At 61.1% G+C, this 20,558-nt stretch carries 16 protein-coding genes; 15 read left to right on the plus strand and 1 reads right to left on the minus strand.

Annotated features, from left to right (window positions below; translation table 11 throughout):
* Positions 1 to 759: 759 nt before the first annotated feature.
* The 4 genes from FFV09_RS20470 to FFV09_RS20485 all read left to right on the plus strand — a co-directional run bounded on the left by FFV09_RS20470 (position 760) and on the right by FFV09_RS20485 (position 4,764).
* Positions 760 to 1,815 (plus strand): FecCD family ABC transporter permease, encoded by a 1,056-nt coding sequence (locus FFV09_RS20470; protein ID WP_141449555.1) that lies wholly within the window; start codon positions 760 to 762, stop codon positions 1,813 to 1,815.
* Positions 1,815 to 2,846 (plus strand): FecCD family ABC transporter permease, encoded by a 1,032-nt coding sequence (locus FFV09_RS20475; RefSeq protein WP_141449556.1) that lies wholly within the window; start codon positions 1,815 to 1,817, stop codon positions 2,844 to 2,846. Before FFV09_RS20470 ends, FFV09_RS20475 begins: the two co-directional genes overlap by 1 nt.
* A gap of 204 nt (positions 2,847 to 3,050) precedes the next feature.
* Positions 3,051 to 3,938: an aldo/keto reductase gene (locus FFV09_RS20480; protein WP_141449557.1), complete on the plus strand. Its 888-nt coding sequence runs from the start codon at positions 3,051 to 3,053 to the stop codon at positions 3,936 to 3,938.
* Positions 3,939 to 4,140: 202 nt separating this feature from the next.
* Positions 4,141 to 4,764, plus strand: a complete 624-nt coding sequence (locus FFV09_RS20485) for a flavin reductase family protein (RefSeq protein ID WP_141449558.1) — start codon at positions 4,141 to 4,143, stop codon at positions 4,762 to 4,764.
* Positions 4,765 to 4,928: 164 nt separating this feature from the next.
* Here FFV09_RS20485 and cls read toward each other — a convergent pair whose 3' ends face one another.
* Positions 4,929 to 6,371 carry a cardiolipin synthase gene (gene cls, locus FFV09_RS20490; protein ID WP_141450562.1) on the minus strand — a complete coding sequence of 481 codons (1,443 nt, stop codon included), beginning with the start codon at positions 6,369 to 6,371 and terminating at the stop codon, positions 4,929 to 4,931.
* A 261-nt stretch (positions 6,372 to 6,632) separates the two neighbouring features.
* On the opposite strand from cls, the gene FFV09_RS20495 reads away from it, so the two are divergent.
* The 11 genes from FFV09_RS20495 (at position 6,633) to FFV09_RS20545 (ending at position 20,489) form a co-directional block, all read left to right on the plus strand.
* On the plus strand, positions 6,633 to 7,613 hold the full coding sequence (locus FFV09_RS20495) for a sensor histidine kinase (protein ID WP_141449559.1): 981 nt from the start codon (positions 6,633 to 6,635) through the stop codon (positions 7,611 to 7,613).
* Positions 7,610 to 8,275: a response regulator gene (locus FFV09_RS20500; RefSeq protein WP_141449560.1), complete on the plus strand. Its 666-nt coding sequence runs from the start codon at positions 7,610 to 7,612 to the stop codon at positions 8,273 to 8,275. The genes FFV09_RS20495 and FFV09_RS20500 overlap by 4 nt, the downstream gene beginning before the upstream one ends.
* 19 nt (positions 8,276 to 8,294) lie before the next feature.
* The gene (locus FFV09_RS20505; RefSeq protein WP_141449561.1) at positions 8,295 to 9,974 is read left to right on the plus strand and encodes a copper resistance CopC/CopD family protein; all 1,680 of its coding nucleotides are present in this window, start codon (positions 8,295 to 8,297) and stop codon (positions 9,972 to 9,974) included.
* 53 nt (positions 9,975 to 10,027) lie between these two features.
* Complete coding sequence (locus FFV09_RS24580) at positions 10,028 to 10,846, plus strand: DUF1775 domain-containing protein (RefSeq protein ID WP_246098398.1); 819 nt, start codon at positions 10,028 to 10,030, stop codon at positions 10,844 to 10,846.
* A gap of 363 nt (positions 10,847 to 11,209) precedes the next feature.
* On the plus strand, positions 11,210 to 11,722 hold the full coding sequence (locus FFV09_RS20515; protein WP_141449562.1) for a CBS domain-containing protein: 513 nt from the start codon (positions 11,210 to 11,212) through the stop codon (positions 11,720 to 11,722).
* Positions 11,723 to 12,095: 373 nt separating this feature from the next.
* Positions 12,096 to 13,265: a GntR family transcriptional regulator gene (locus FFV09_RS20520; RefSeq protein ID WP_141449563.1), complete on the plus strand. Its 1,170-nt coding sequence runs from the start codon at positions 12,096 to 12,098 to the stop codon at positions 13,263 to 13,265.
* A gap of 269 nt (positions 13,266 to 13,534) precedes the next feature.
* Positions 13,535 to 14,818 (plus strand): glycoside hydrolase family 125 protein, encoded by a 1,284-nt coding sequence (locus FFV09_RS20525; protein WP_141449564.1) that lies wholly within the window; start codon positions 13,535 to 13,537, stop codon positions 14,816 to 14,818.
* An 85-nt stretch (positions 14,819 to 14,903) separates the two neighbouring features.
* Positions 14,904 to 16,160: an ABC transporter substrate-binding protein gene (locus FFV09_RS20530; protein WP_141450564.1), complete on the plus strand. Its 1,257-nt coding sequence runs from the start codon at positions 14,904 to 14,906 to the stop codon at positions 16,158 to 16,160.
* A gap of 154 nt (positions 16,161 to 16,314) precedes the next feature.
* Positions 16,315 to 17,232 (plus strand): carbohydrate ABC transporter permease, encoded by a 918-nt coding sequence (locus FFV09_RS20535; RefSeq protein ID WP_141449565.1) that lies wholly within the window; start codon positions 16,315 to 16,317, stop codon positions 17,230 to 17,232.
* A gap of 48 nt (positions 17,233 to 17,280) precedes the next feature.
* Entirely contained in the window at positions 17,281 to 18,210 is a 930-nt protein-coding gene (locus FFV09_RS20540) for a carbohydrate ABC transporter permease (RefSeq protein WP_246098399.1), read from the plus strand.
* A gap of 92 nt (positions 18,211 to 18,302) precedes the next feature.
* Positions 18,303 to 20,489 (plus strand): glycoside hydrolase family 76 protein, encoded by a 2,187-nt coding sequence (locus FFV09_RS20545; protein WP_141449566.1) that lies wholly within the window; start codon positions 18,303 to 18,305, stop codon positions 20,487 to 20,489.
* Positions 20,490 to 20,558: the final 69 nt, after the last annotated feature.

A 20,558-nucleotide genomic window follows, 5' to 3' on the forward strand; every position in this document is an offset into this window, starting at 1 on the left:
CTGTTGTTGGTCAAATCGGGATAACACGGCCCCGTATAAAATTCTCCGCTAATCAGATGCAGACGAAGGACCTCTTCCTTGAATACGGCCTTTTTGATTTCATGTCCTGCCATGATGCCGGCCCCCTTGCTGCTTATTCTTTATACCTTATACTTATATTATTGAGATTATAGGTTATATTACCCCAACATGGACGTTTCCAATCATATGACAGACAATATTATTAAACAATGGAAAAAGAATTTCATACCTGACGCCGCCGCGGTACGGAGCGGCTTTTTTTGTACCTGTTCCGTGTCTTTTTCGTGCTTTTTCCGTGACCGATCCGTGCTCTTTCCGTGGGCGTTTTGCGTCTGCTGCGTGTCTGTTTCGGCTCCGAATATGCAGGGGAATCGGCCCGCGGACGGTATCCGGTTTCCCTTTTTTATAGACGCGAAATTTTTGGCCTGCTATACTGTTGATAACGAATCTCATTTAGGTGGGGCAATGGGACCGGGTTCGAGCGAAGGCGGGAAGCCGAAATCCGCATGAAGGCATACATAACCGGCTGCCGCGCGACCGCCGGACCGGAAGCTCGCCGCCCGCCTGAAGATCAAGCAAGAATGTCCGTACGGCCCGTCGAACAGGCGTTGGCGTGCATTCGGAAAAGGGTGATGTCGTGAAATACATGCAAAACGAAGTAACCACGCGGCCGCAAAACGAAATAGACAGCGGCCGACGCGTCGCGCGCAGCCTGCGCAGCGGGGAGGACGAACCGCGATGAGACCGTCCGCTTTGCCCGAAACGCCTCAGAAAGCCGTGGAGAAAGTCAAAGTCCGTTCGCGGCCGTGGGCTGCTTCGCTGATTTTGGTCGGCGGGGTCATCCTGCTTCTCCTCGGCATGGCGGTCGCGATTGCGATCGGGGCCAAAGATATCGCGCTGCCCGACGTCTGGAACGCGCTGTTTCATTTTAATCCGGAGTTGACGGAGCACCAGATTATCCGGGAACTGCGTATGCCGCGCGTCATCGGCGCGGCGATCGTCGGCGCGGCGTTCGCCGTCGCCGGCGCGATCATGCAGGGCATGACCCGCAATCCGCTTGCCGATACCGGCCTGCTCGGGCTGAACGCCGGAGCCAGCTTTGCGCTGGCTTTATGTTTCGCTTTTTCCCCGGGACTGTCGTTTCTCGGCCTCATGTTGTATTCGTTCGTGGGCGCCGGAGCCGGCGTCGGGATCGTGTACGGCATCGGCTCGCGTTCCAAAGGCGGCCTGACGCCGATTCGCCTCGTCTTGGCGGGAGCGGCGGTGAGCGCGCTGTTCACCGCGCTCAGCGAAGGCGTGGCGCTGTACTTCAAGATCGGCCAGGATTTGGCGTTCTGGTATGCCGGCGGCGTCGCCGGCACGCAGTGGCTGCAAATCCAGATCATTCTTCCGGTCGTCGCGGCCGCCCTGCTCGGCGCGATCGCGCTGTCGCGTTCGATCACGCTGCTCAGCCTGGGCGACGATATCGCGACCGGCCTCGGCCAGCGCACCGGCCTCGTCCGGCTGCTGGGCGTGCTGATCGTGCTCGTGCTGGCCGGTACGGCCGTCTCGGTCGTCGGTTCGGTCGGCTTCGTCGGCCTGATCATTCCGCATTTGACGCGTAAACTCGTCGGCGTCGATTACCGCTGGATCATTCCGTGTTCCGCGGTGCTCGGCAGCCTGCTGATCGTATTCGCGGATCTGGCCGCGCGCATGATCAATCCGCCGCAGGAGACGCCGATCGGCGCGCTCGTCGCGCTGATCGGCGTGCCGTTCTTCCTGTATCTCGCGGTCAAAGAAAGGAGGAGCCTGTAATGGAATCGATGATTCACCAGGCCGAGCGCCGCAAGCGCAGCCGGGGGCTCCTGGTTATCGTTATTTTTATCGTGTTGATCATTGCCGCGTTTATCGTCAGCATGAACACCGGCTTTATCCGGCTGTCGCCGATGGATGTCATGCGGACGCTATTCGGCCAGGGCACGGATCAGCAGCATCTGATCCTGTTCGAGTTCCGGCTGCCGCGTATCGTCATATCGATCCTGATCGGGGCGGGGCTGGCCGTATCGGGCTGCGTCATGCAGGGATTGTCGCGCAACGCGCTGGCCGATCCCGGCATTCTCGGCGTCAACGCCGGGGCGGGCCTTATGGTCATGCTGTACGTCTCGTTCTTCTCGTCGACGGTCAGCGGCTCCGTGTTCCTGCTGCCGGTGCTTGCCCTGATCGGCGCGGGCGCCACGGCGGTGCTGATCTACGCGCTGTCTTACAAAAAAGGCGAAGGTCTCGTGCCGACGCGGATGCTGCTCGTGGGCATCGGGGTCGCGGCGGGCATCAGCGCGGCGATGATCGTGCTGACGCTGCGCCTCAATCCGGAAGAGTATCAGTTCGTCGCTTCGTGGCTGGCCGGACGGATCTGGGGCACGAGCTGGAAGTTCGTCGTGGCGCTGCTGCCGTGGCTGATCCTGTTCCTGCCGTTCGTGTTCTACAAAGCCAAAGTAATGAACGTGCTCAACATGGGCGATCAGACGGCGACGGGACTCGGCACGGCGATCGAGCGCGAACGGCTGCTGCTGCTCGCCGCGGCGGTCGGCCTGGCCGGCGCCTGCGTCGCGGTCAGCGGCGGTATCGGCTTCGTCGGCCTGATCGGCCCGCATCTGGGCCGCCGGCTCGTCGGGCCCAAGCACCAGATTCTGCTGCCCGTATCGGCGCTGGCCGGCGCGCTGCTCGTCCTCGTGGCCGATACGCTCGGACGCTGGATTTTGCAGCCGACCGATATTCCGACCGGCGTCGTCGTTGCCGTGATCGGCGCGCCTTATTTCCTCTATTTGCTGGCCAAGACCAAAGTGTAAAGTTTCATCCGGTCACGTTCTGCCCAAACAGCCGTCTTCCTGCGGGAAGACGGCTGTTAGACGTTTTTTGCATCGAACGCACAGAAAGGGATTGAAAAAAGTCCGGCGATCCCCTATCATGGAAGCGCTATCCGGAAAAGGTCATCCAAGCCGGCTGCGCGGGACGCCCGGCGTCCCGAAAACATCATGAAGAGGTGAGCGGAAGTGAAATACAGAAGATTGGGCAGTACCGAATTGAACGTATCCGTCGTAGGCGTAGGCACGTGGCAGTTCGGAGGCGATTGGGGTCAGGATTACAAGCAGCACGACGTCGATGCCATTTTGAACCGGGCGCAGGAGCTGGGCATCAACCTGATCGACACGGCCGAGTGCTACGGACCGCATCATCTCTCGGAAAGCCTGATCGGCGATTACCTGTCGCGCGGCAAGCGGGAAGACTGGATCGTCGCCAGCAAATTCGGCCATCAATGGCATGACCACTGGACGAACGCCTGGGATACGGATCAGATCCGTCTCCAGCTGGAAGAATCGCTCAAATCGCTGCGCACCGATTATATCGATCTGTATCAATTCCATTCCGGTTCGGACGAAGTGTTCGACAACGACGATCTGTGGACGATGCTGGACAAGCAGATGCAGGCCGGCAAGATCCGCAATCTGGGCATCTCGATCGGCAGCAACGACAATCTGTACCAGACCGACAAAGCGACCCAGGTGAACGCGAAAGCGATTCAGGTCGTCTACAACCGGATCGACCGCGTGCCGGAAGAGCGCGTCTTCCCGTCCTGCGAACGGCAGGATCTCGGCGTGCTGGCGCGCGTGCCGCTGGCAAGCGGTTTCCTGAGCGGCAAATACAAGCCGGGCGCCGTGTTCGAAGACAATGTGCGCAAAGGGCGCGAACGCGCGGAAGTCGACGAGAAATTGAAGCAGGTCGAAGAGATTCGCCGCAGCGAAGTGCCGGAAGGCGTAGGCATGGCGGAATGGGCGCTGGCCTGGTGCCTGAAGAACCCGGCTGTCAGCTGCGTCATCCCGGGCTGCAAAAGCGTGGAGCAGGTCGAATCGAACGCCCGCGCGGCCGAGATCGAGCTGTAAACGGGTTCCGCGTAAAAGCTGCATGACTTTTTCGCAGTAGTGGTGTAAAGTGTATGCAGGACGGTTCCCGCGATGAGTTGAGGCGCGGGGGCCGTTTTTATGTGAAAAAAGGAAGCAGCAGACGCCGCATCGGGCGCCTAAGCTTCGCGGCACCGGGCAGTCGGCGTTATTTGACGTGCTTTTTACGAGAGGAGTTTTCCCCATGCCCAATCTCGATCCGCAGCAGCTGGACAGCAAGCTTGTGTATAAACTGATGACCGGCACGATCGTGCCGCGTCCGATCGCCTGGGTGACGTCGCTGTCGAGCGAGACCGGCATCGTCAACGCGGCGCCGTTCAGTTATTTCAACATGGTGAGCTCGGACCCGCCGCTCGTCGCGTTCTCCGTCGCCCGCCGCCCGGACGGCGGCATGAAGGACACGGCGCGCAACGTGACGGACACCGCCGAACTGGTCGTGCATATTTGCGACGAGAGCCTCGTCGAAGAGATGAACAAGACCGCGGCGCTGCTGCCGCCCGGCGAGAGCGAGATCGACCTGACGCGCCTGACGCTCGTCGACAGCGACGCCGTGGCGGTGCCGGGCATCGCCGAAGCGAAAGTGCGGCTGGAATGCCGCCTGGAATCGCATCTGCCGCTCAAGGCCGACGACGGCCGCGTGACGCACGATCTGCTGATCGCGCGCATTGTGCGCTTCCGGCTCGACGAGTCGATCTACGACGAAGAGCGCGGCTACGTGCGGACCGAGCAGCTGCGTCCGGTCGCCCGTCTGGCCGGCAGCGAATACGCGGAACTCGGCCGGCTGTTCAAGATCGACCGGCCGACCTGACCGGGCCCGGCTTCGGTCCTGCGCTGGGCGAATATGCGGCGGTCGGGGCCGCCGCGTATTCGATGCCGCCTACACGCACGAAAAATCCGCTGCAATCGCCGGAGTGGCGAGAACAGCGGATTTTTTTGACGGACAAAAAGGTTTGGACGACGACGGAGCGTCTCTTACAGGATCGGCGACAGCAGCCGCGTGAACGACTCCAGCGCTTTGCGGACCAGCGGACGCAGCTTGTACTGCTCCACCGTCAGAATCTCGCTGTCTTCCATGTCGGCGCGGAACAGTCTCTCCAGCTCGCCGGCTTTGCCGGAATCGTACAGGATCGCGTTGACTTCGAAGTTCAGCTTGTAGCTGCGAATGTCCATGTTGGCGGTGCCGACCGACGCGAGGCGGCCGTCGACGACCATCGTTTTGGCGTGCAGAAATCCTTTTTTGTACAGATAGCAGTTGACGCCGAGATCGAGCAGTTCGCCGAGGTACGAATACGACGCCCAGTAGACCATTTTGTGATCGGGCACTTTGGGAATCATCAGATGCACTTCGACGCCGGACAGAATCGCCATCTTCAGCGCGGTCATCATGCTCTCGTCCGGGATAAAATACGGCGTCTGGATCATGATCGTCTCGCGCGCTTCGTCCATCATCTTGATGTAGGACAGCTTGATCGTCTCCCGGCTCTGGTCGGGGCCGCTGGAGATGATCTGCGCGCCGACCTTGCCTTCGAACGGACGGGTGACGGACAGGAACACGTTCTCGGGCAGCTTCTGGCGGACAGACAAGCTCCAGTCGTGCAGGAAGATCGCGTGCATCTGGATCAGCGCCGTACCTTCGATCCGCAGATGCGTATCGCGCCAGTAACCGAACTTTTTCACTTCGCCGAGATATTCGTCCCCGACGTTGAACCCGCCGATGTACCCGCACGAGCCGTCGATGATGACCAGCTTGCGGTGGTTGCGGTAATTCATCTTGAAGTTGATAAACGGAATACGCGACGGGAAAAAGGGAGCCGCCATGCCGCCCGCTTCGCGGAAGTCGTGCAGGAAGCGGCGTCCGATCTTTTTGCTGCCCCATGCATCGTACAGGACGCGCACTTCGACGCCCTGCTTCGCTTTTTCGGTCAGCGCGTCGATCAGGCGGCGTCCGAGCTTGTCGTTCTGCCAGATGTAATACTGGACATGGATATACGTCTGCGCGCCGGCGATGTCCGCGAGCAGCGCGTCGAATTTCTCGGTGCCGTCCGCGTAGACGGTCACGTCGTTATCCTGTGTGTACAGGGAAAAGTCGCCGACCATGTTCATATGCAGCAGCTCGCGGTAGCGCGCCGTGCGCGGATCGTTGAAATGCAGTTCTTCGTCGAGCAGCTGCTGCCGCTGGACAGAGATGCCGGGCAGCAAAATCTTTTCCTGTTCCCGGAATTGATAACGTTTGACCCGGCTCAGGTTCTGTCCGAAGAACAGATACAGGATGAACCCGGCGATCGGCAGGAAAAAGAGGACCATCAGCCAGGCCCAGGTCACGCCGATGTCGCGCCGCTCGAGGAAAACGACGGTGAGCGCCAACAATAAATTCAGGACGAGCAAAAACCAGGGGGCTTGACCGAACCAATACAATTCCAATTGCTGCAACCTCCGCTTTCGATTAAAAGTGCGTTAAAGGGATTCCACGGATGGAACCATATTCATATAGGACAATAGAAGCACTTTAGCCAGTTTACCCGATTGTGATCAATAAGTGAACAATTCAAGGCTGCTGGGACGCGAAAAAGTCAAAAAAGCGTCAAACGTAGCCCGAACGGGCCATTTGAAGACGGACGGTTTTGGTTAAAATTTAAGAGGAAAGCCATGCCGTCAAAACGGAAAACAGGAGGACGCATGAGTTATAAGCAGATCAAATGGCTGATTTTGTTCGTGCCGACGGTCGTTGTCGGCTTGTGGGAATACGTCCGGCATCAATTCCTGATGCCGGTCTTGTCCATGGACGCCGGCAATGTGCTGACGCCGATTCTCGTGTTTCTCGTCAGCGTGACGCTGCTGCGCCGGCTGTTCGCCATGCTGGAGCGTATGCAGCTTGAGCTGACGCAGGCGCGCGGCATGAAAGCGAGCCTCGAAGCGCGCGAAGAACTGGCGCGCGAACTGCACGACGGGATCGCGCAGTCGCTGTTCCTGCTGTCGGTCAAGCTTGACCGGATGGAGCGGGGCGCCGATGAAGCGGGACTCGGCGACCAGCTCGGCGCGGTGCGCCGCACGGTCCACGAAGTGGACCGGTACGTTCGCCAGGCGCTGGCGAACCTCAAAGAGCCGGCGCGCGCCGGCACGCCGCAGGCTGCGGCCGCCGGGGGAGCGCCGGCTCCGGGCGCAGCGGCGTACGCGGGCGAAGAAGCGGCGAAGCCGGAAGCGCCGCCCAAGCGCGGCGCGAGACAGCCGGGCGAAGCCGCTGCCGCAGGCGCGCCCGGCTCGGCCTATGCGGCCGAGGAATCGATGGCCGCGCGCGTCGGGCGGCTGGCGGTCGAGGCGATGATCGACGTGAGTGTCGATTGGAGCCTGCCCGACGAAGCGCTGGCGACGCGCGAGAAGGCGGAGCTGCTCGCCTGCATCCGCGAAGCGGTCATCAACGTGCGCAAGCATGCGCATGCGACGCGCACGGAAGTGACCGGCCGGGGTTCGGCTGCCGGCTGGACGGTCGAGATCGCGGACGACGGACGCGGATTTGAGGGAGATCCGCTGGCGGCGCCCGGCCGCTACGGGCTGAAGATCATGGCCGACCGGGCCGCCGAAATGGGCTGGACATTCGAGCTGGACAACAAGCCGGGACGGACTTCGGTTCGTCTGGGCAGAGGGGAGGCGAGCGTATGAACCGGTGCCGCGTATTGGTCGTGGACGACCACAAGCATGCGCAGGAAGCGATCTGCGACATTTTGTCGCTCGATCCGTCGTTCGAAGTGGTCGGCGTCGTCTCGGACGGCGCGGCAGCGATCTCTTTTACCGAACAATGGATGCCCGACCTCATTCTTATGGATATCCGCATGAGCGGCATGGGCGGGCTGGAAGCGACGGGGCGGATCAAAATGTCTTATCCGTACGTCAAAATCGTCATCATTACCGTATCCGACGATATTGCCTACCTGCTGGAAGCGCTGAAGCAGGGCGCGCAGGGATATCTGCTCAAAAATCTCGCTCCGTCGACCTGGATCGAATATTTGCGGGCGATCGTCAGCGAAGAAGCGCCGCTCAGCCGTGAACTCGCTTTTCAGATTCTCAAGGAATTTTCGGCGCCGGCCGCCGAACCCGAAAGCGGCGATACGCTGACCGGTAGGGAACGCGAAATTTTGCGGCAGGTCGCTTCCGGGCTGACCAACCGCGAAGCGGCCGAAGTGCTCGGCATTTCCGAACATACGGTCAAAAACCATCTCAAAAATATTTTGCAAAAGCTGCAGCTGCAAAACCGCGTCCAGCTGACCCGCTACGCGATGGAAAAAGGCTGGGTCGGCCGCGACGGATTCGGCGGCGAGCGCTGAACGGAAAGGAAGACACACCTTGAATTTATCGCTTAGCAGATGGAAGCGGCTGCCGCTTATGCTGCTTGCGGCATGGATTGCGGCGGCCGCCGTATTGCCGGGCTTCGCCTCGGCGCACGCTACTTTGCTGTCGTCCAACCCGGGCGACCAGACTTCGGTGGCGAACATGCCCGGCAGCCTTGAACTGAATTTCAACGAGACGATCCAGGGCGAATTCCTGTCGATCGGAGTAACCAACACCAAAGGCGACGAGATGCCGATCGGCGAAGCCGCGGTGTCGCCGGAAGATTCGCATCTCGTCACGGCAAGCGTCGAAGGCGAATTCCCCGACGGCATCTACACGATGAAATGGCGCGTCGTCTCGGCCGACGGCCATCCGATCCGCGGCACGGTCCGCTTCGGCGTCGGTTCGGACGGCGTGCTGACCGACGCCGGCGTCTCCGGCGGCGAAGATAATTATACGCCGTCGGCGGACACGGTCGTCCAGCGCGCGGCGCTGTACACGCTGCTGTCGCTGACGGCGGGCAGCATGCTGTACCTCGCATTTCTGCTGCCGGCCGACCTGCGGAGCGTCAAGCGGGCGACCCGCCCGGCCCGGATCGTGTTCTGGGCTTCGCAGGCGGGACTGCTGCTGGTTATCCTGATCGGGCTGCCGCTGCAGGCGAAGCTGTTCGCGGACGTGCCGTGGAGCGAAGCGTTCGGCCGCGAAATTTTGGCCCAGACGCTCGAAGGCACGTCTTCGGGACGGATGTTCCTGCTGCAAATCCTGCTGCTCATGCTGATCGCGGGAGCGGTCGTCGTCAACGACGTCATGGGCTGGGGCAAAAGAGGCGGCCATTGGACGATCGTCATCGTCGGCTTTGCCTTGCTGCTCGTCACCAAAGCGCTGACCGGCCATGCGGCCGGTTCGCCGAACGTGTTCGGCCAGGTCATGGCGGACACGCTGCATCTGCTCGGCGCTTCGGTCTGGGTCGGCGGCATGCTCATGCTGCTGCTGGCGCTGCCGGCCGCGGCGGGCGAAGATCCTCCGTTCTGGCAAAAAGCGTTCCGCCGCTTCACGCCGTGGGCCTTCGCTTCGGTGATCGCGCTCGTGCTGAGCGGGGTCGTCATGAGCCTTGCCCACGTACCGGCGTGGTCGGATCTGCTGACGAGCCTGTACGGCCGGCTGATTCTGGTCAAAGTCGCGCTGCTGCTCGTAATGCTGGGACTCGGGTTCGTGCATTTCCGGCGCGCCCGGCGTCAGGGCGATCGGCGCGGTACCGCTTCGCTGGCCGCCGAAATGGCCATCGGCCTCGTTGTGCTGGTCGTGGCGGGGCTGCTGACGAACGTGTCGACGCCGCAGCCTGTCGCGGCCGCGCCCGCGAACTTTGCGGCGACGCAGCCGTCCGAGGATGCGGAGAATGCGGTCATTACGCTTGAAGTCGCTCCGCTGAAGGTCGGAACTTCGACTTTCAAGGTCCGTTTTGCCGATGCGCAGGGGAAGCCGCGTACCGATTGGCAGCAGGTGACGCTAAACGTCGCGCCGCAGGCTTCGCCGGGCGACGGAACAGAGATGATCGCCGAAGCGCAGCCGGACGGCAGTTATCAAGCGACCGGCTTGTATTTCGGCAGCGCGGGAGCGTGGAACGTCGACGTGCACGGACTGTCGGAGAAGTTCGAGCAGGCCGACCGGACGTTTACGATGGACGTGCAGGACTAAATCCAGGCTGTAAAGCCGAACCATATAACAAAACAAAAGGCGGGATACAAGAAATGACAAATGCAACCGAAACGAAGATGAACCGTACGTGGAAAAAACTGCTGGCTTTGGCGGCTCCGGCTTCCGCGGCGCTGCTGATGTTCACGGCGGTGGCCAGCGCGCACGTGACGGTTATGCCGAAAGAGTCGGGTACGGGAGCCTGGGAAACGTACACGATGAAAGTCCCGGTCGAAAAAGACGTCAATACGAATAAAGTCGTGCTCAAAATGCCGGAAGGCGCCGAGTTCCAACAGTACGAGCCGATTCCGGGCTGGACGACCGCGGTCGACGAGACGGCCGGTACGGTGACGTGGGAAGCGGAAGGGGACGGCATCGCGGCCGGTCAATTCCAACGCTTTACGTTCGTCGTCAAAAACCCGGAACAGGCGGGCGATATGGCCTGGGACGCGTTCCAGTATTACGCGGACGGCAGCATCGTGGAATGGACGGGCGACGAAGACGCCGCCACGCCGCATTCGATGACGACGATCGGCGCGGAAGCCGGCGAGACGGCCGCGAACGCGCACGGCCAGGCTGCGGCCGCGGGCGAAGCGACGCCGCCTGCCGAGGCGGGTGAAGACGAAGCGGCGGTGAGCGATCCGGCGGCTGCGCCGGCCGACGGCGCCGCAGCGGAGACTCCGGCCGACACGACCGGGGCTGCGGATACGCAGGAAGCGTCCGCCGTGTCCGATCCGGCGTCGGTTCCGGCCGACTCGGCATCCGATACGCCGGCCGCGCAGTCCAGCAATACGCTGCTGTACGTGACGCTCGCCCTGTCGATCGTGGCGATCGGCTTGTCGGGCGCTGCGCTGGCAGCTCGCAAGCGCAAGTAAAACGTCCGGTTTCGGATCAACGGGACCAAACGGAACGCAAGCAAGGCGAATCCGATAGATAAGATTGAACCCAAACAAGATTCAACCCAAACGTGCGGCCGAACAGGAATCCTGTTCGGCCGCATTTTTTGATAGGCGTCTTTTTCCAACTTCGTATTCGTTTTGGCTTGGAAGTTTATTGCGAATTTTATTTCGAACTTTACTTCGAACTTTGCTGCGACTTTACTTCAAAGTTACACTTTTCCCGAACGGCGCTGATCTTCAAGCCGTAAGATGACGGATAACGTACGGCAGGAACAACAGCCAAGCACGCGCGGTGTATCGACGAAGCCGCCGCGCCTTGAAGAGAAGGAGCTGGAGAAGATGACTTTAACCCATGAAGGAAATAGTCGCCGCGTCGGCGTGAACAGCGGCGAGGCTCACCATACGATCGACCCGACGAGCGACCGGAACGCACAAGGAGTCAGCGAAGGTACGCCGGACCGGCATGCCGTGGGGGCGGCCGGATGGTCCGTAGTCTCCGCCGCCGTACTGCCGGCTTCCGCGACCTGCGGCGTGATGCAGGCGCTGCTGCTGGAGCGGCCGCAGGAAGCATGCGTCGTCGTATGCGACAGCCGCCTGCGCCCTTCCGGCATGCTCATGAGCGAGACGTTCTATATGCAGACGACCGCCGAGTACGAGCCGGACCATTTCCGCGATTTGGCGATCGGCCGCATCATGAATCCCGATCCGCTGATCGTCGACTTCGACACCCCGATCGATCTCGTGCGCGAGCGGGCGAAGAACCGTTCGTCGCGTACACGCCGGGACGCCGTCATCGTCACCCGCGACGGCCAATTTTTCGGCGTCCTCCAGATGGAACAGCTGGCGGAGTGAAGCCGCGAAGCGGCCCGGTTCCCGATTGCCGATTCCCGATTGCCGAACAAATGGCGGCAGGGAAAAACTTTTTGGCCTCCGTGCCGAGCGCCGCTTGCCTGGAATAGCCTGAAAACCCGACTCCCTAGACGGAGGGTCGGGTTTTTGGCGTGTTTCGGGAACCGCAAAGGTATAGACCCGATAACGGAAGCGAAAAAAGGCGGAGCAAAGGGGGAACAGGACGTCTGGAGGACGGCCGAGAATTGTAACGGATACGATCCGTTATCCGTTAGCCAAGCCAAGCCAAAAGCGCAGAAGTCCAAATCATGGACAGTCTGCTACATAACATGATATATTGTTATATAAACGTTAAACAGAAGCGGAGGAAAGCCTTTTGAAAGAGTTATCTTCTTCGATTCCCATGTACGAGAAAATATTCAACGAAACGCGCAGCTTGATCGAGACCGGCGTGTACCGCAGCGGCGACAAGATCCCGTCGGAGAAAGAACTGGCCGACGCCTACAACGTCAGTCGGATCACGAGCAAAAAAGCGCTTGATCTGCTGGCCGCCGAAGGCGCGATCGTGCGGATGCCGGGGCGGGGGTCTTTTGTCAGCCCGGATTCGCCCGACGGACCGCGGCCGGGGCGGGCTGCGTCGGCGCAGACTGCCGAGCGTGCCGTCCCCGCGGCGAAAGAAAAAATGATCGGGCTGGTGCTGACCGACTTTTCCGCCAGTTACGGCACGCGCCTGCTCTACAGCATGGAAGAATTCACCCGGAAAAACGACTGCTTTTTGGTGCTGAGACGCACGTTCGGCGATCAGGCCAGCGAAGAATCGGCCATCCAGAAAATGCGCGGCCTCGGCGTGGACGGGCTGATCGTTTTTCCGGCGCAGGGCGAATATTTCAATGCGGAGATTTTGAAGCTCGTAATCGCCGAGTTCCCGCTTGTCCTCATCGACCGCAAACTCAAAGGCGTGGCTGCCGCGTCGATCAGCACCGACAACGCGGAAGCCGCGGCGCTTGCTGTCAACCATTTGTTCGAACTCGGCCACCGCAATATCGCGCTGCTCTCGCCTCCGCCCCGCGATACGACGGCGATCGAGGAGCGGATCGAAGGCTTCGTGCGCGCCCATGCCGACTGCGGCATCGCGGCCGACCGCGGGCTGTGGATGAACGACATCACGGCGACGCTGCCCGATGCTTTTTACGCGAGCAATATCGAACAAGAAATTCAGCGTATCGCGGAACATCTGGAGAGCCATCCGGACATCACCGCTTTTTTCGCGATCGAATATTATATTGCGCTGTTGGCCAAAGCCGCCGCGGAACGGTTGGGCAAAAAAGTGCCGCAGGACCTTTCGATCGTCTGCTTCGACAGCCCTACGCTCAATGTGGGCGAAGGTTATCTGTTTACGCATATTCGTCAAAAAGAAGAAGAGATGGGCCGTCTCGCGATCGAGAGCGTACTGGGCATCCTCGCCGGCACCCAACCCGCTGCCGAAGTGAGGCTGCCCGCCGAACTCGTTCCCGGTTCTTCGACGGCCGCGGCGAGAAAAGGCTGAAGCGGGAGTTATAAAAGGCGACAGGCGGCTGTAACGCATTCTTCTCACAAATTTTTCGCAGCTAGGATCGATTGCGCACAGATTGGACTTTTGCTGAAACTTGAGGACTTCGCCCCCGGCGAAGTCCCTTTTTGCTGCATATACCAACATAGTGCGAAATTTTAAATAATATATTGACATTAATATGTTATGCCAATATACTCGATTTTGAGAGCGGTTACATAAAGAGACGCAGGAGATTGCAGTCTCGGAAAAGAGGGACGATACCGATGCCAAACACGCAGGAAATCCCGCAGGCCCTAAAGCGTCTGACCGCGCAGGTGCAGGCCAGGCAGGGAAAGGAAGTCGCCGAGCGGTTCGAACGCTGCCTGGCCAATACGTGGAACACGACGCTCAAGAAGCAGGAAGACGGCACCACGTTCGTCATCACCGGCGATATCCCCGCCATGTGGCTGAGAGATTCGGCCGCGCAGGTCCGGCCGTTTCTGACGGCAAGCGAAGACCCGGAGATCGGCGACCTGATCGAAGGAGTGGTACGCCGGCAGTTCCGGTACGTGCTGCTCGACCCTTACGCCAACGCGTTTAACGAAAGCGCCAACGGACACGGGCATCAAGGCGACGAGACCGAATCCGGGCCGTGGATCTGGGAACGGAAATACGAGATCGATTCGCTCTGTTACCCGATTCAACTGGCCTACCTGCTCTGGAGAAACGCCGGCCGCGTCTCGCAGTTCGACGATACTTTCCGGCAGGGCGTCAGAATCATCATCGACACATGGCGGACAGAGCAGCATCACGAGCGCGATTCAAGCTACCGCTTCGTGCGTACGAGCGGTGCGCCGACCGATACGCTGGAGCGAAACGGTCTCGGTACGAAGACCGGGTATACCGGCATGACGTGGTCGGGCTTCCGGCCGAGCGACGACGCCTGCCGATACGGCTATCTGGTGCCGTCGAACGCTTTTGCCGTCGTGGCGCTCGGGTATGCCGCGGAGATCGCCCGGGACGTGCTCGGCGATGCCGAGCTCGCGGAAGCTGCGCAAGCGCTGGCCGGGGAACTCAGGGCGGGAATCGAAGAGAGCGGCGTGACGGAGCATCCGGAATTCGGCCGATTGTACGCGTACGAAGCGGACGGGCTCGGTGCGTTCAACCTGATGGACGACGCCAATGTGCCGAGCCTGCTGTCGCTGCCGTATCTCGGCTACTGCGGCGCCGACGATCCGCTGTACCAAACGACGCGGTCATTCGTGCTCAGTGCGGACAATCCTTATTTTTACGCCGGCCAAGCCGCTTCCGGAATCGGCAGTCCGCATACGCCGCCGAATTATATCTGGCCTATCGCGCTGGCGATGCAGGGCATGACGGCGGGGGACGAAGCGGAGCGCGAGCGGATGCTGGAACTGCTCATGACGACGGACGGAGGGACGGGCTACATGCACGAAGGGTTCCACGCGGACCAGCCCGAACAGTTCACGCGTCCGTGGTTCTCCTGGGCGAACATGATGTTCTGCGAACTGGCGCTGATGTGCAGCGGAATCGTCGTCAGGAAGTAACGGGAAGGCGCGCGCCGGCGGGTCCGGCCGCGAAGCTTGCATTCGAAACGAGGAGGCGGAGAATTTGAGAAAAGTCATTGCGGCCATGGCCGCGGCGGTGCTGATGGTCGGTCTGCTGGCGGGCTGCGGAGGAAGCGGCGGAGCGGCGGACGGGCAAAGCGCAAGCGGCAAAAAGACGCTGACGCTGTGGGGCGACTGGGGCGGGGACGGGCAGGAGCAGATCCAGACGATGGTCAAGGCGTTCAACGCTTCGCAGGACAAGATCGAAGTGAAATACGTGCTGCAGCAGGACGTAATCACGAAGTTTCTGACGGCGGCGACGAACGGCGGCACGCCGGACATCGTCTTCTGGGACCGCTGGCGGACATCGCTCTACGCACCCAAAAACGTGCTGCATCCGGTCGACGAATACGTCGAGCGCGACGGTCTGGACCGGGCCGATTTTTACGAAGAAGCGCTGAAGGAATTGACGTACCAGGACAAACTGTACGGCCTTCCGCTGACCGTCGATACCCGCGCTCTTTTTTACAACAAAAAGATGCTGGACGAAGCCGGGCTGCAGCCGCCCAAGACGTGGGACGATCTGGCGAACGTCGCCAAAACGCTTACCAAATGGGACGGCAGCAAACTGAACGTGGCGGGCATGTCGCTCGGCGACCCCGGATTGTTCAGCATGTATATCCGCCAGGCCGGCGGCAGCGTCATGACCGAAGACGGCAAAGTGAACGTCAATACCGAAGCCGGCAAGCAGGTGCTTGATCTGTGGGGCCGCATGATGAACGAAGACAAAGTGTACAAAGTCGGCTTCGAAGAAGGGCTCGGCGAAGGCGCGGACGCGTTCGTGACCGGCAAAGTCGCCATGCTGTACACGGGCCCGTGGATGCTGAGCACGTACGACAAATACGGCAAAGATCTGGAATACGGCATCGTGCCGCCCGTGGCCGGTCCGGCCGGCGACACCGGAGGCAATATGGGCGGATTCGGCCTCGTCATTCCGCAGGGATCGAAAAATCCGGACGAAGCGTGGGAGTTTATCAAATGGTGGACCGCCAACAAAGACAATGCGCTGCTGTGGGCCAAAACGAGCCAGAACATTCCCGGGTTCCGTCCCGCGGTCGAAGATCCGTATTTCTCGGAAGACGAGCGCTGGAAGCCGTTCCTCGAAGCGCTGGAATACGCCAAAGTCCGTCCGACCCATCCCGGTTATTCGGTCATGGAAGAGAACGCCCTGATCCCGAATCTGGAACTGTTCCTGCAAAACAAGCAGAGCGCCGAAGACACGCTGCAAAAAGCGCAAACGGACGGCGATCGCCTGCTTCAGGAAAACGCGGTCGTGCAGTAAACACGGCAGCCTAGCCATACGGCAACGCGGTAATACGACAATACGGCAGCATCGGTAAAAAAGCACGGACCGGACTTTTCGACAGATCCGGCCCGCCACATAAAACGCGTACCTCGCCGGAGAGTCCGACAGGCGCGCACGGAGGGACAAGCGCATGATATCAGCCGGAAAATTGGAAAAATCGCGTTCGTCGGCTGCCAGACTCGGCCGGCACCAGGCGCGAATGGGCTATCTGTTCATTCTGCCGACCATGCTGCTGTTCGCGGTCTTCATGATCATTCCCGTCGGCATGGCGCTGTATCTCAGCTTCACGAATTACGACGTGCTGAGCAAGAACGACTGGATCGGGCTGGCCAACTACAGCCGCCTGCTGCAGGACAATCTGTATTGGAAAACGTTCGTCAACGTCGGCTTCTACGCGATCGTGTTCGTGCCGTTCAATCTGTTGATCTCGCTGCTGCTTGCGGTACTGCTCAACCGCGCCGCCCGGGGCGTCAAAGTGCTGCGGACGTTCTATTACCTGCCGACGCTGACGTCGGCCGTTGCCGCGGCGACGGTCTGGCTGTGGCTGCTGCACCCCGAATACGGGATGGTCAACGGCATTCTGTCCGGCTTCGGCATCGTCGGGCCCGCCTGGACGTCGCAGACCGAGACGGCGATGATCGCGATCATCATGATGACACTGTGGCAGAGCGTAGGCTCGAACATGATCATCTACCTGGCCGGGCTGCAGGGCATTCCCGACTATCTGTACGAATCGGCGCGGCTTGACGGCGCTTCGCGCTTCGACTGCCTGCGCTACATTACGTGGCCGCAGCTGCGGCCGACGACGTTCCTCGTGAGCACGATGGCGATCATCGGCGCGCTGCAGCTGTTCGACCAGGCGTTTGTCCTCACGCAGGGCGGACCGGCCAACGCGACTAAAACGCCGGTCTACCTGATCTATCAGCAGGGATTCAACCAGCTGCAAATGGGCTACGCTTCGGCGCAGGCGTTCGTGCTGGCGATGGCGATCCTCGTCTTCTCGCTGATCAGCATGCGCCTGAACAAATCGGAGGAGCCGATTCTGTAGCGCAAACCGGCTGCGGATCGGGCTTTCACCCAAGGAGGGGAATCATCAATGGGGACCGCGATAGGGCAAGGTGCGGGTTCAAGCAAACGCAAGTCGGATCGGATCAGTCCGCGGGCGCGGCGCAGATGGAACGGAGCCGCTTTCTACGTCGTCGGCATCCTGATCGCGATCGTCATGTTCCTGCCGTTCTACTGGAGCGTCATGACGTCGTTCAAGCCGGACGAAGACATGTTCAGCATGCCGATCCAATGGATTCCGACATCGTTCACGCTCGATCATTACCGCAAAGCGTTCACGACCGTGCCGTTCGGGCTGTATTTCTGGAATTCGTTTTTCCTGGCGACGACCGGGGTCGTACTGAATCTGTTCTTCGGTTCGCTTAGCGGCTACGCGTTCGCCAAGCTGAAGTTCAAAGGCAATTCCGGCATGTTCCGCCTGCTGCTGGCGGCGATGATGGTGCCGGGCATCGTGACGATGATTCCGAGCGTGTACGTGCTGCGCAACTTTCCGCTTATGGGCGGCAACGATTTGTTCGGGGACGGCGGCATGGGACTGATGAACTCGTTCTGGGGCATTATTCTGCCGGGCGCTTCCGGCACGTTCGCCGTGTTCTTCATGCGGCAGTTTTTCCTCGCGCTGCCGTCAGACATGATGGAGATGGCGAGAATCGAAGGCTGCGGCGAGTTCCGGATCTTCTGGCGCATCTATCTGCCGCTGACCAAGCCGGCGCTTGCGACGCTCGGCATCTTCACGTTCCAGGCGGGCTGGAACAGCTTCCTGTGGCCGATGATCGTATTGAACGATCCCGACAAAGCGACGATCCAAATGGGGCTGCAGGCGTTCTCGTTCAACTTCCAGACCGATTACGGACCGATGATGGCCGGGGCGCTGGTCGCGATCCTGCCGATCCTGATTCTGTTCCTGGCGCTGCAGCGCTATTTCATTCAAGGGATCGCGTTCAGCGGCATCAAGGGCTGAGGCATTAAGGCGGCTCGGCTTGGAAAAAGAAAACCCGTAACCGCAGACGAGCACATCGCATCTGGGAAAACAAAGGAGAGAGGAGCGCGATCATGACGGAAACAGGCGCAATCTGGGCAGGCCGGGCCGACGAGGCGCAGCGCGTGCTGGAAGAACGGTTCTGGAACGAAGGCTTGTCCATGTACGATATCGAGACGCCCTGCCCAGGCGGGACCTGCAACACGATTTTTCATTACTGGTGGATGGCGCACGCGGCCGACGTGCTGATCGACGCTTACGAGCGGACGGGCGAACCGTTCTACGCAAGCCGGCTCGGCAGTTTGTACGAAGGGGTGCTGGCGCGCAACGGCGGCGCCTGGCCGAACGAGCTGTACGACGACATGGAGTGGATGGCGCTGGCGTGGCTGCGCGCCTACGAAGCGACAGGCGAAGAACGGTACCGCAGCGCCGTATTACAACTGTGGGCGGATATCCGCACCGGCTGGAACGAAGAGATGGGCGGAGGCATCGCCTGGCACAAAAACCAGCCCGGCTACAAAAACACGCCGGCCAACGCGCCCGCCGTCATTCTCGCGGCGAGGCTGTACCGGACTTTCGGCAGCGAAGACGACCTGCACTGGGCGCGCCGCATCTATATGTGGCTGCAAGAGCACCTCGTGAATCCCGAGACCGGATTCGTCTGGGACGGGATGAACCGTGCCGGCGACGGAGCCATCGACTACGACTGGCAGTTTACGTACTGCCAGGGCGTGTTCGTCGGGGCGGCGGTCGAGCTGTACCGCTGCACCGGCGACCGCGCGTATGCCGCGGACGCCGCGCGCACGCTTGCTGCGGCGCGCGCGGAACTGGCCGGCGAAGACGGCGTGCTGCCTGCGGAAGGCGGAGGCGATGCCGGACTGTTCAAAGGCATCCTGGCGCGCTATGCGGCGGAGGCGGCCCTGTTCGCCGGCGAAGCGGCGGACGGTCTGTGCGAAGCCGCGACGTGGATCGGGCACAATGCGCGCGTGCTCTGGGCGCAGGGCCGGCGGGGCGAAGCGGCGCTGTTCGGCCCGGACTGGCGGCAGGGGCCGCAGGAGCCGGTCGTGCAGCTGTGCACGCAGCTCAGCGGCGTCATGCTGCTCGAAAGCGCGGCGAGGGTGGAGTCGCGGTTCGGAGCGGACCTGTTCGCGCGAGGCAGCGGCCGTGCAGGGCGGGAGCTTCGGCCGTCCGCAAATCTGTGGGACGTCCGGGCGGACGGTTTTCAGGAGACCCTGTATGCCCGATACTACAGCGGGGAGACCGGCATTTTGAACCAATGGTTCCCGGCAGGAGCCAGGCCCGCGAACGAGAACTTCTATTATTGGTGGCAGGCGCACGTCATCGACACGTTCGTCGACGCGCTGGAGCGGACAGGCGACGCGAGGTACGCGCGCCGGATCTCGGACTTGAGCCGGAACCTGCGCCGGGCGAACGGCGGCACGTTCCTGCACCCTTATTACGACGACATGGAATGGTTGGCGCTTACGCTGCTGCGCGCTTATGCGGTCACGGGCGAGGAGAGCTACAAAGCGGACGTACTGGAATTGTGGGCGGATATCCGCACGGCGTGGAACGAGTTCTGCGGCGGCGGGATGGCTTGGAAAAAAGACCAGTTGGACTATAAAAACACGCCGGCCAACGCGCCGGCCGCCATTTTGGCGGCGAGGCTGTATCGGCTGAGCGGCGACGCGGAAGATCTGGAATGGGCCGAGGAGATCTACGCCTGGAACCGCGAACATTTGGTCGACCCGGAGACGGGCTTCGTCTGGGACGGAATGAACCGGCTCGGCGACGGAGCCATCGACTACGACTGGAAGTTCACGTACTGCCAGGGCGTCATGATCGGCGCGGGCGTCGAACTGTACCGCTGCACGGCCGAGCCGCGCTATCTGGAAGACGCGCTGCGCACGGCCGAAGCGTGCATCGATCAGCTGTGCGAACCGGACACGCTCAAGCTGCCGGACGAAGGCATCGACGATACCGGATTGTTCAAAGGCATCCTGATCCGCTATCTGCGGCTGCTGTTGGAAGAGCGGCCCGAACTTGACCGGGTGCGCCGCGTCATTGAGCAGAACGCGGAGCTGCTGTGGCGGCAGGGCCTCGACGCGGATACCGGACTATGCGGTCCGGACTGGGCGGAAGTCCCTGCCGGGCCTGTGCAGCTCGCCGTGCAGCTCAGCGGCGTCATGCTGACGGAAGCCGCGGCGCGGCTTGCGAACGCCGCGTCGCCGCGCCCGCTGCTGCCGCAGCGCGGGTATTGAAAGAGCGAGGCCGATTGAAGCGGCCGACACAAAAAGGAACGGAAGCCCGGAGCTTCCGTTCCTTTTTGT

The organism is Saccharibacillus brassicae (assembly GCF_006542275.1).
Lineage (GTDB): Bacteria > Bacillota > Bacilli > Paenibacillales > Paenibacillaceae > Saccharibacillus > Saccharibacillus brassicae.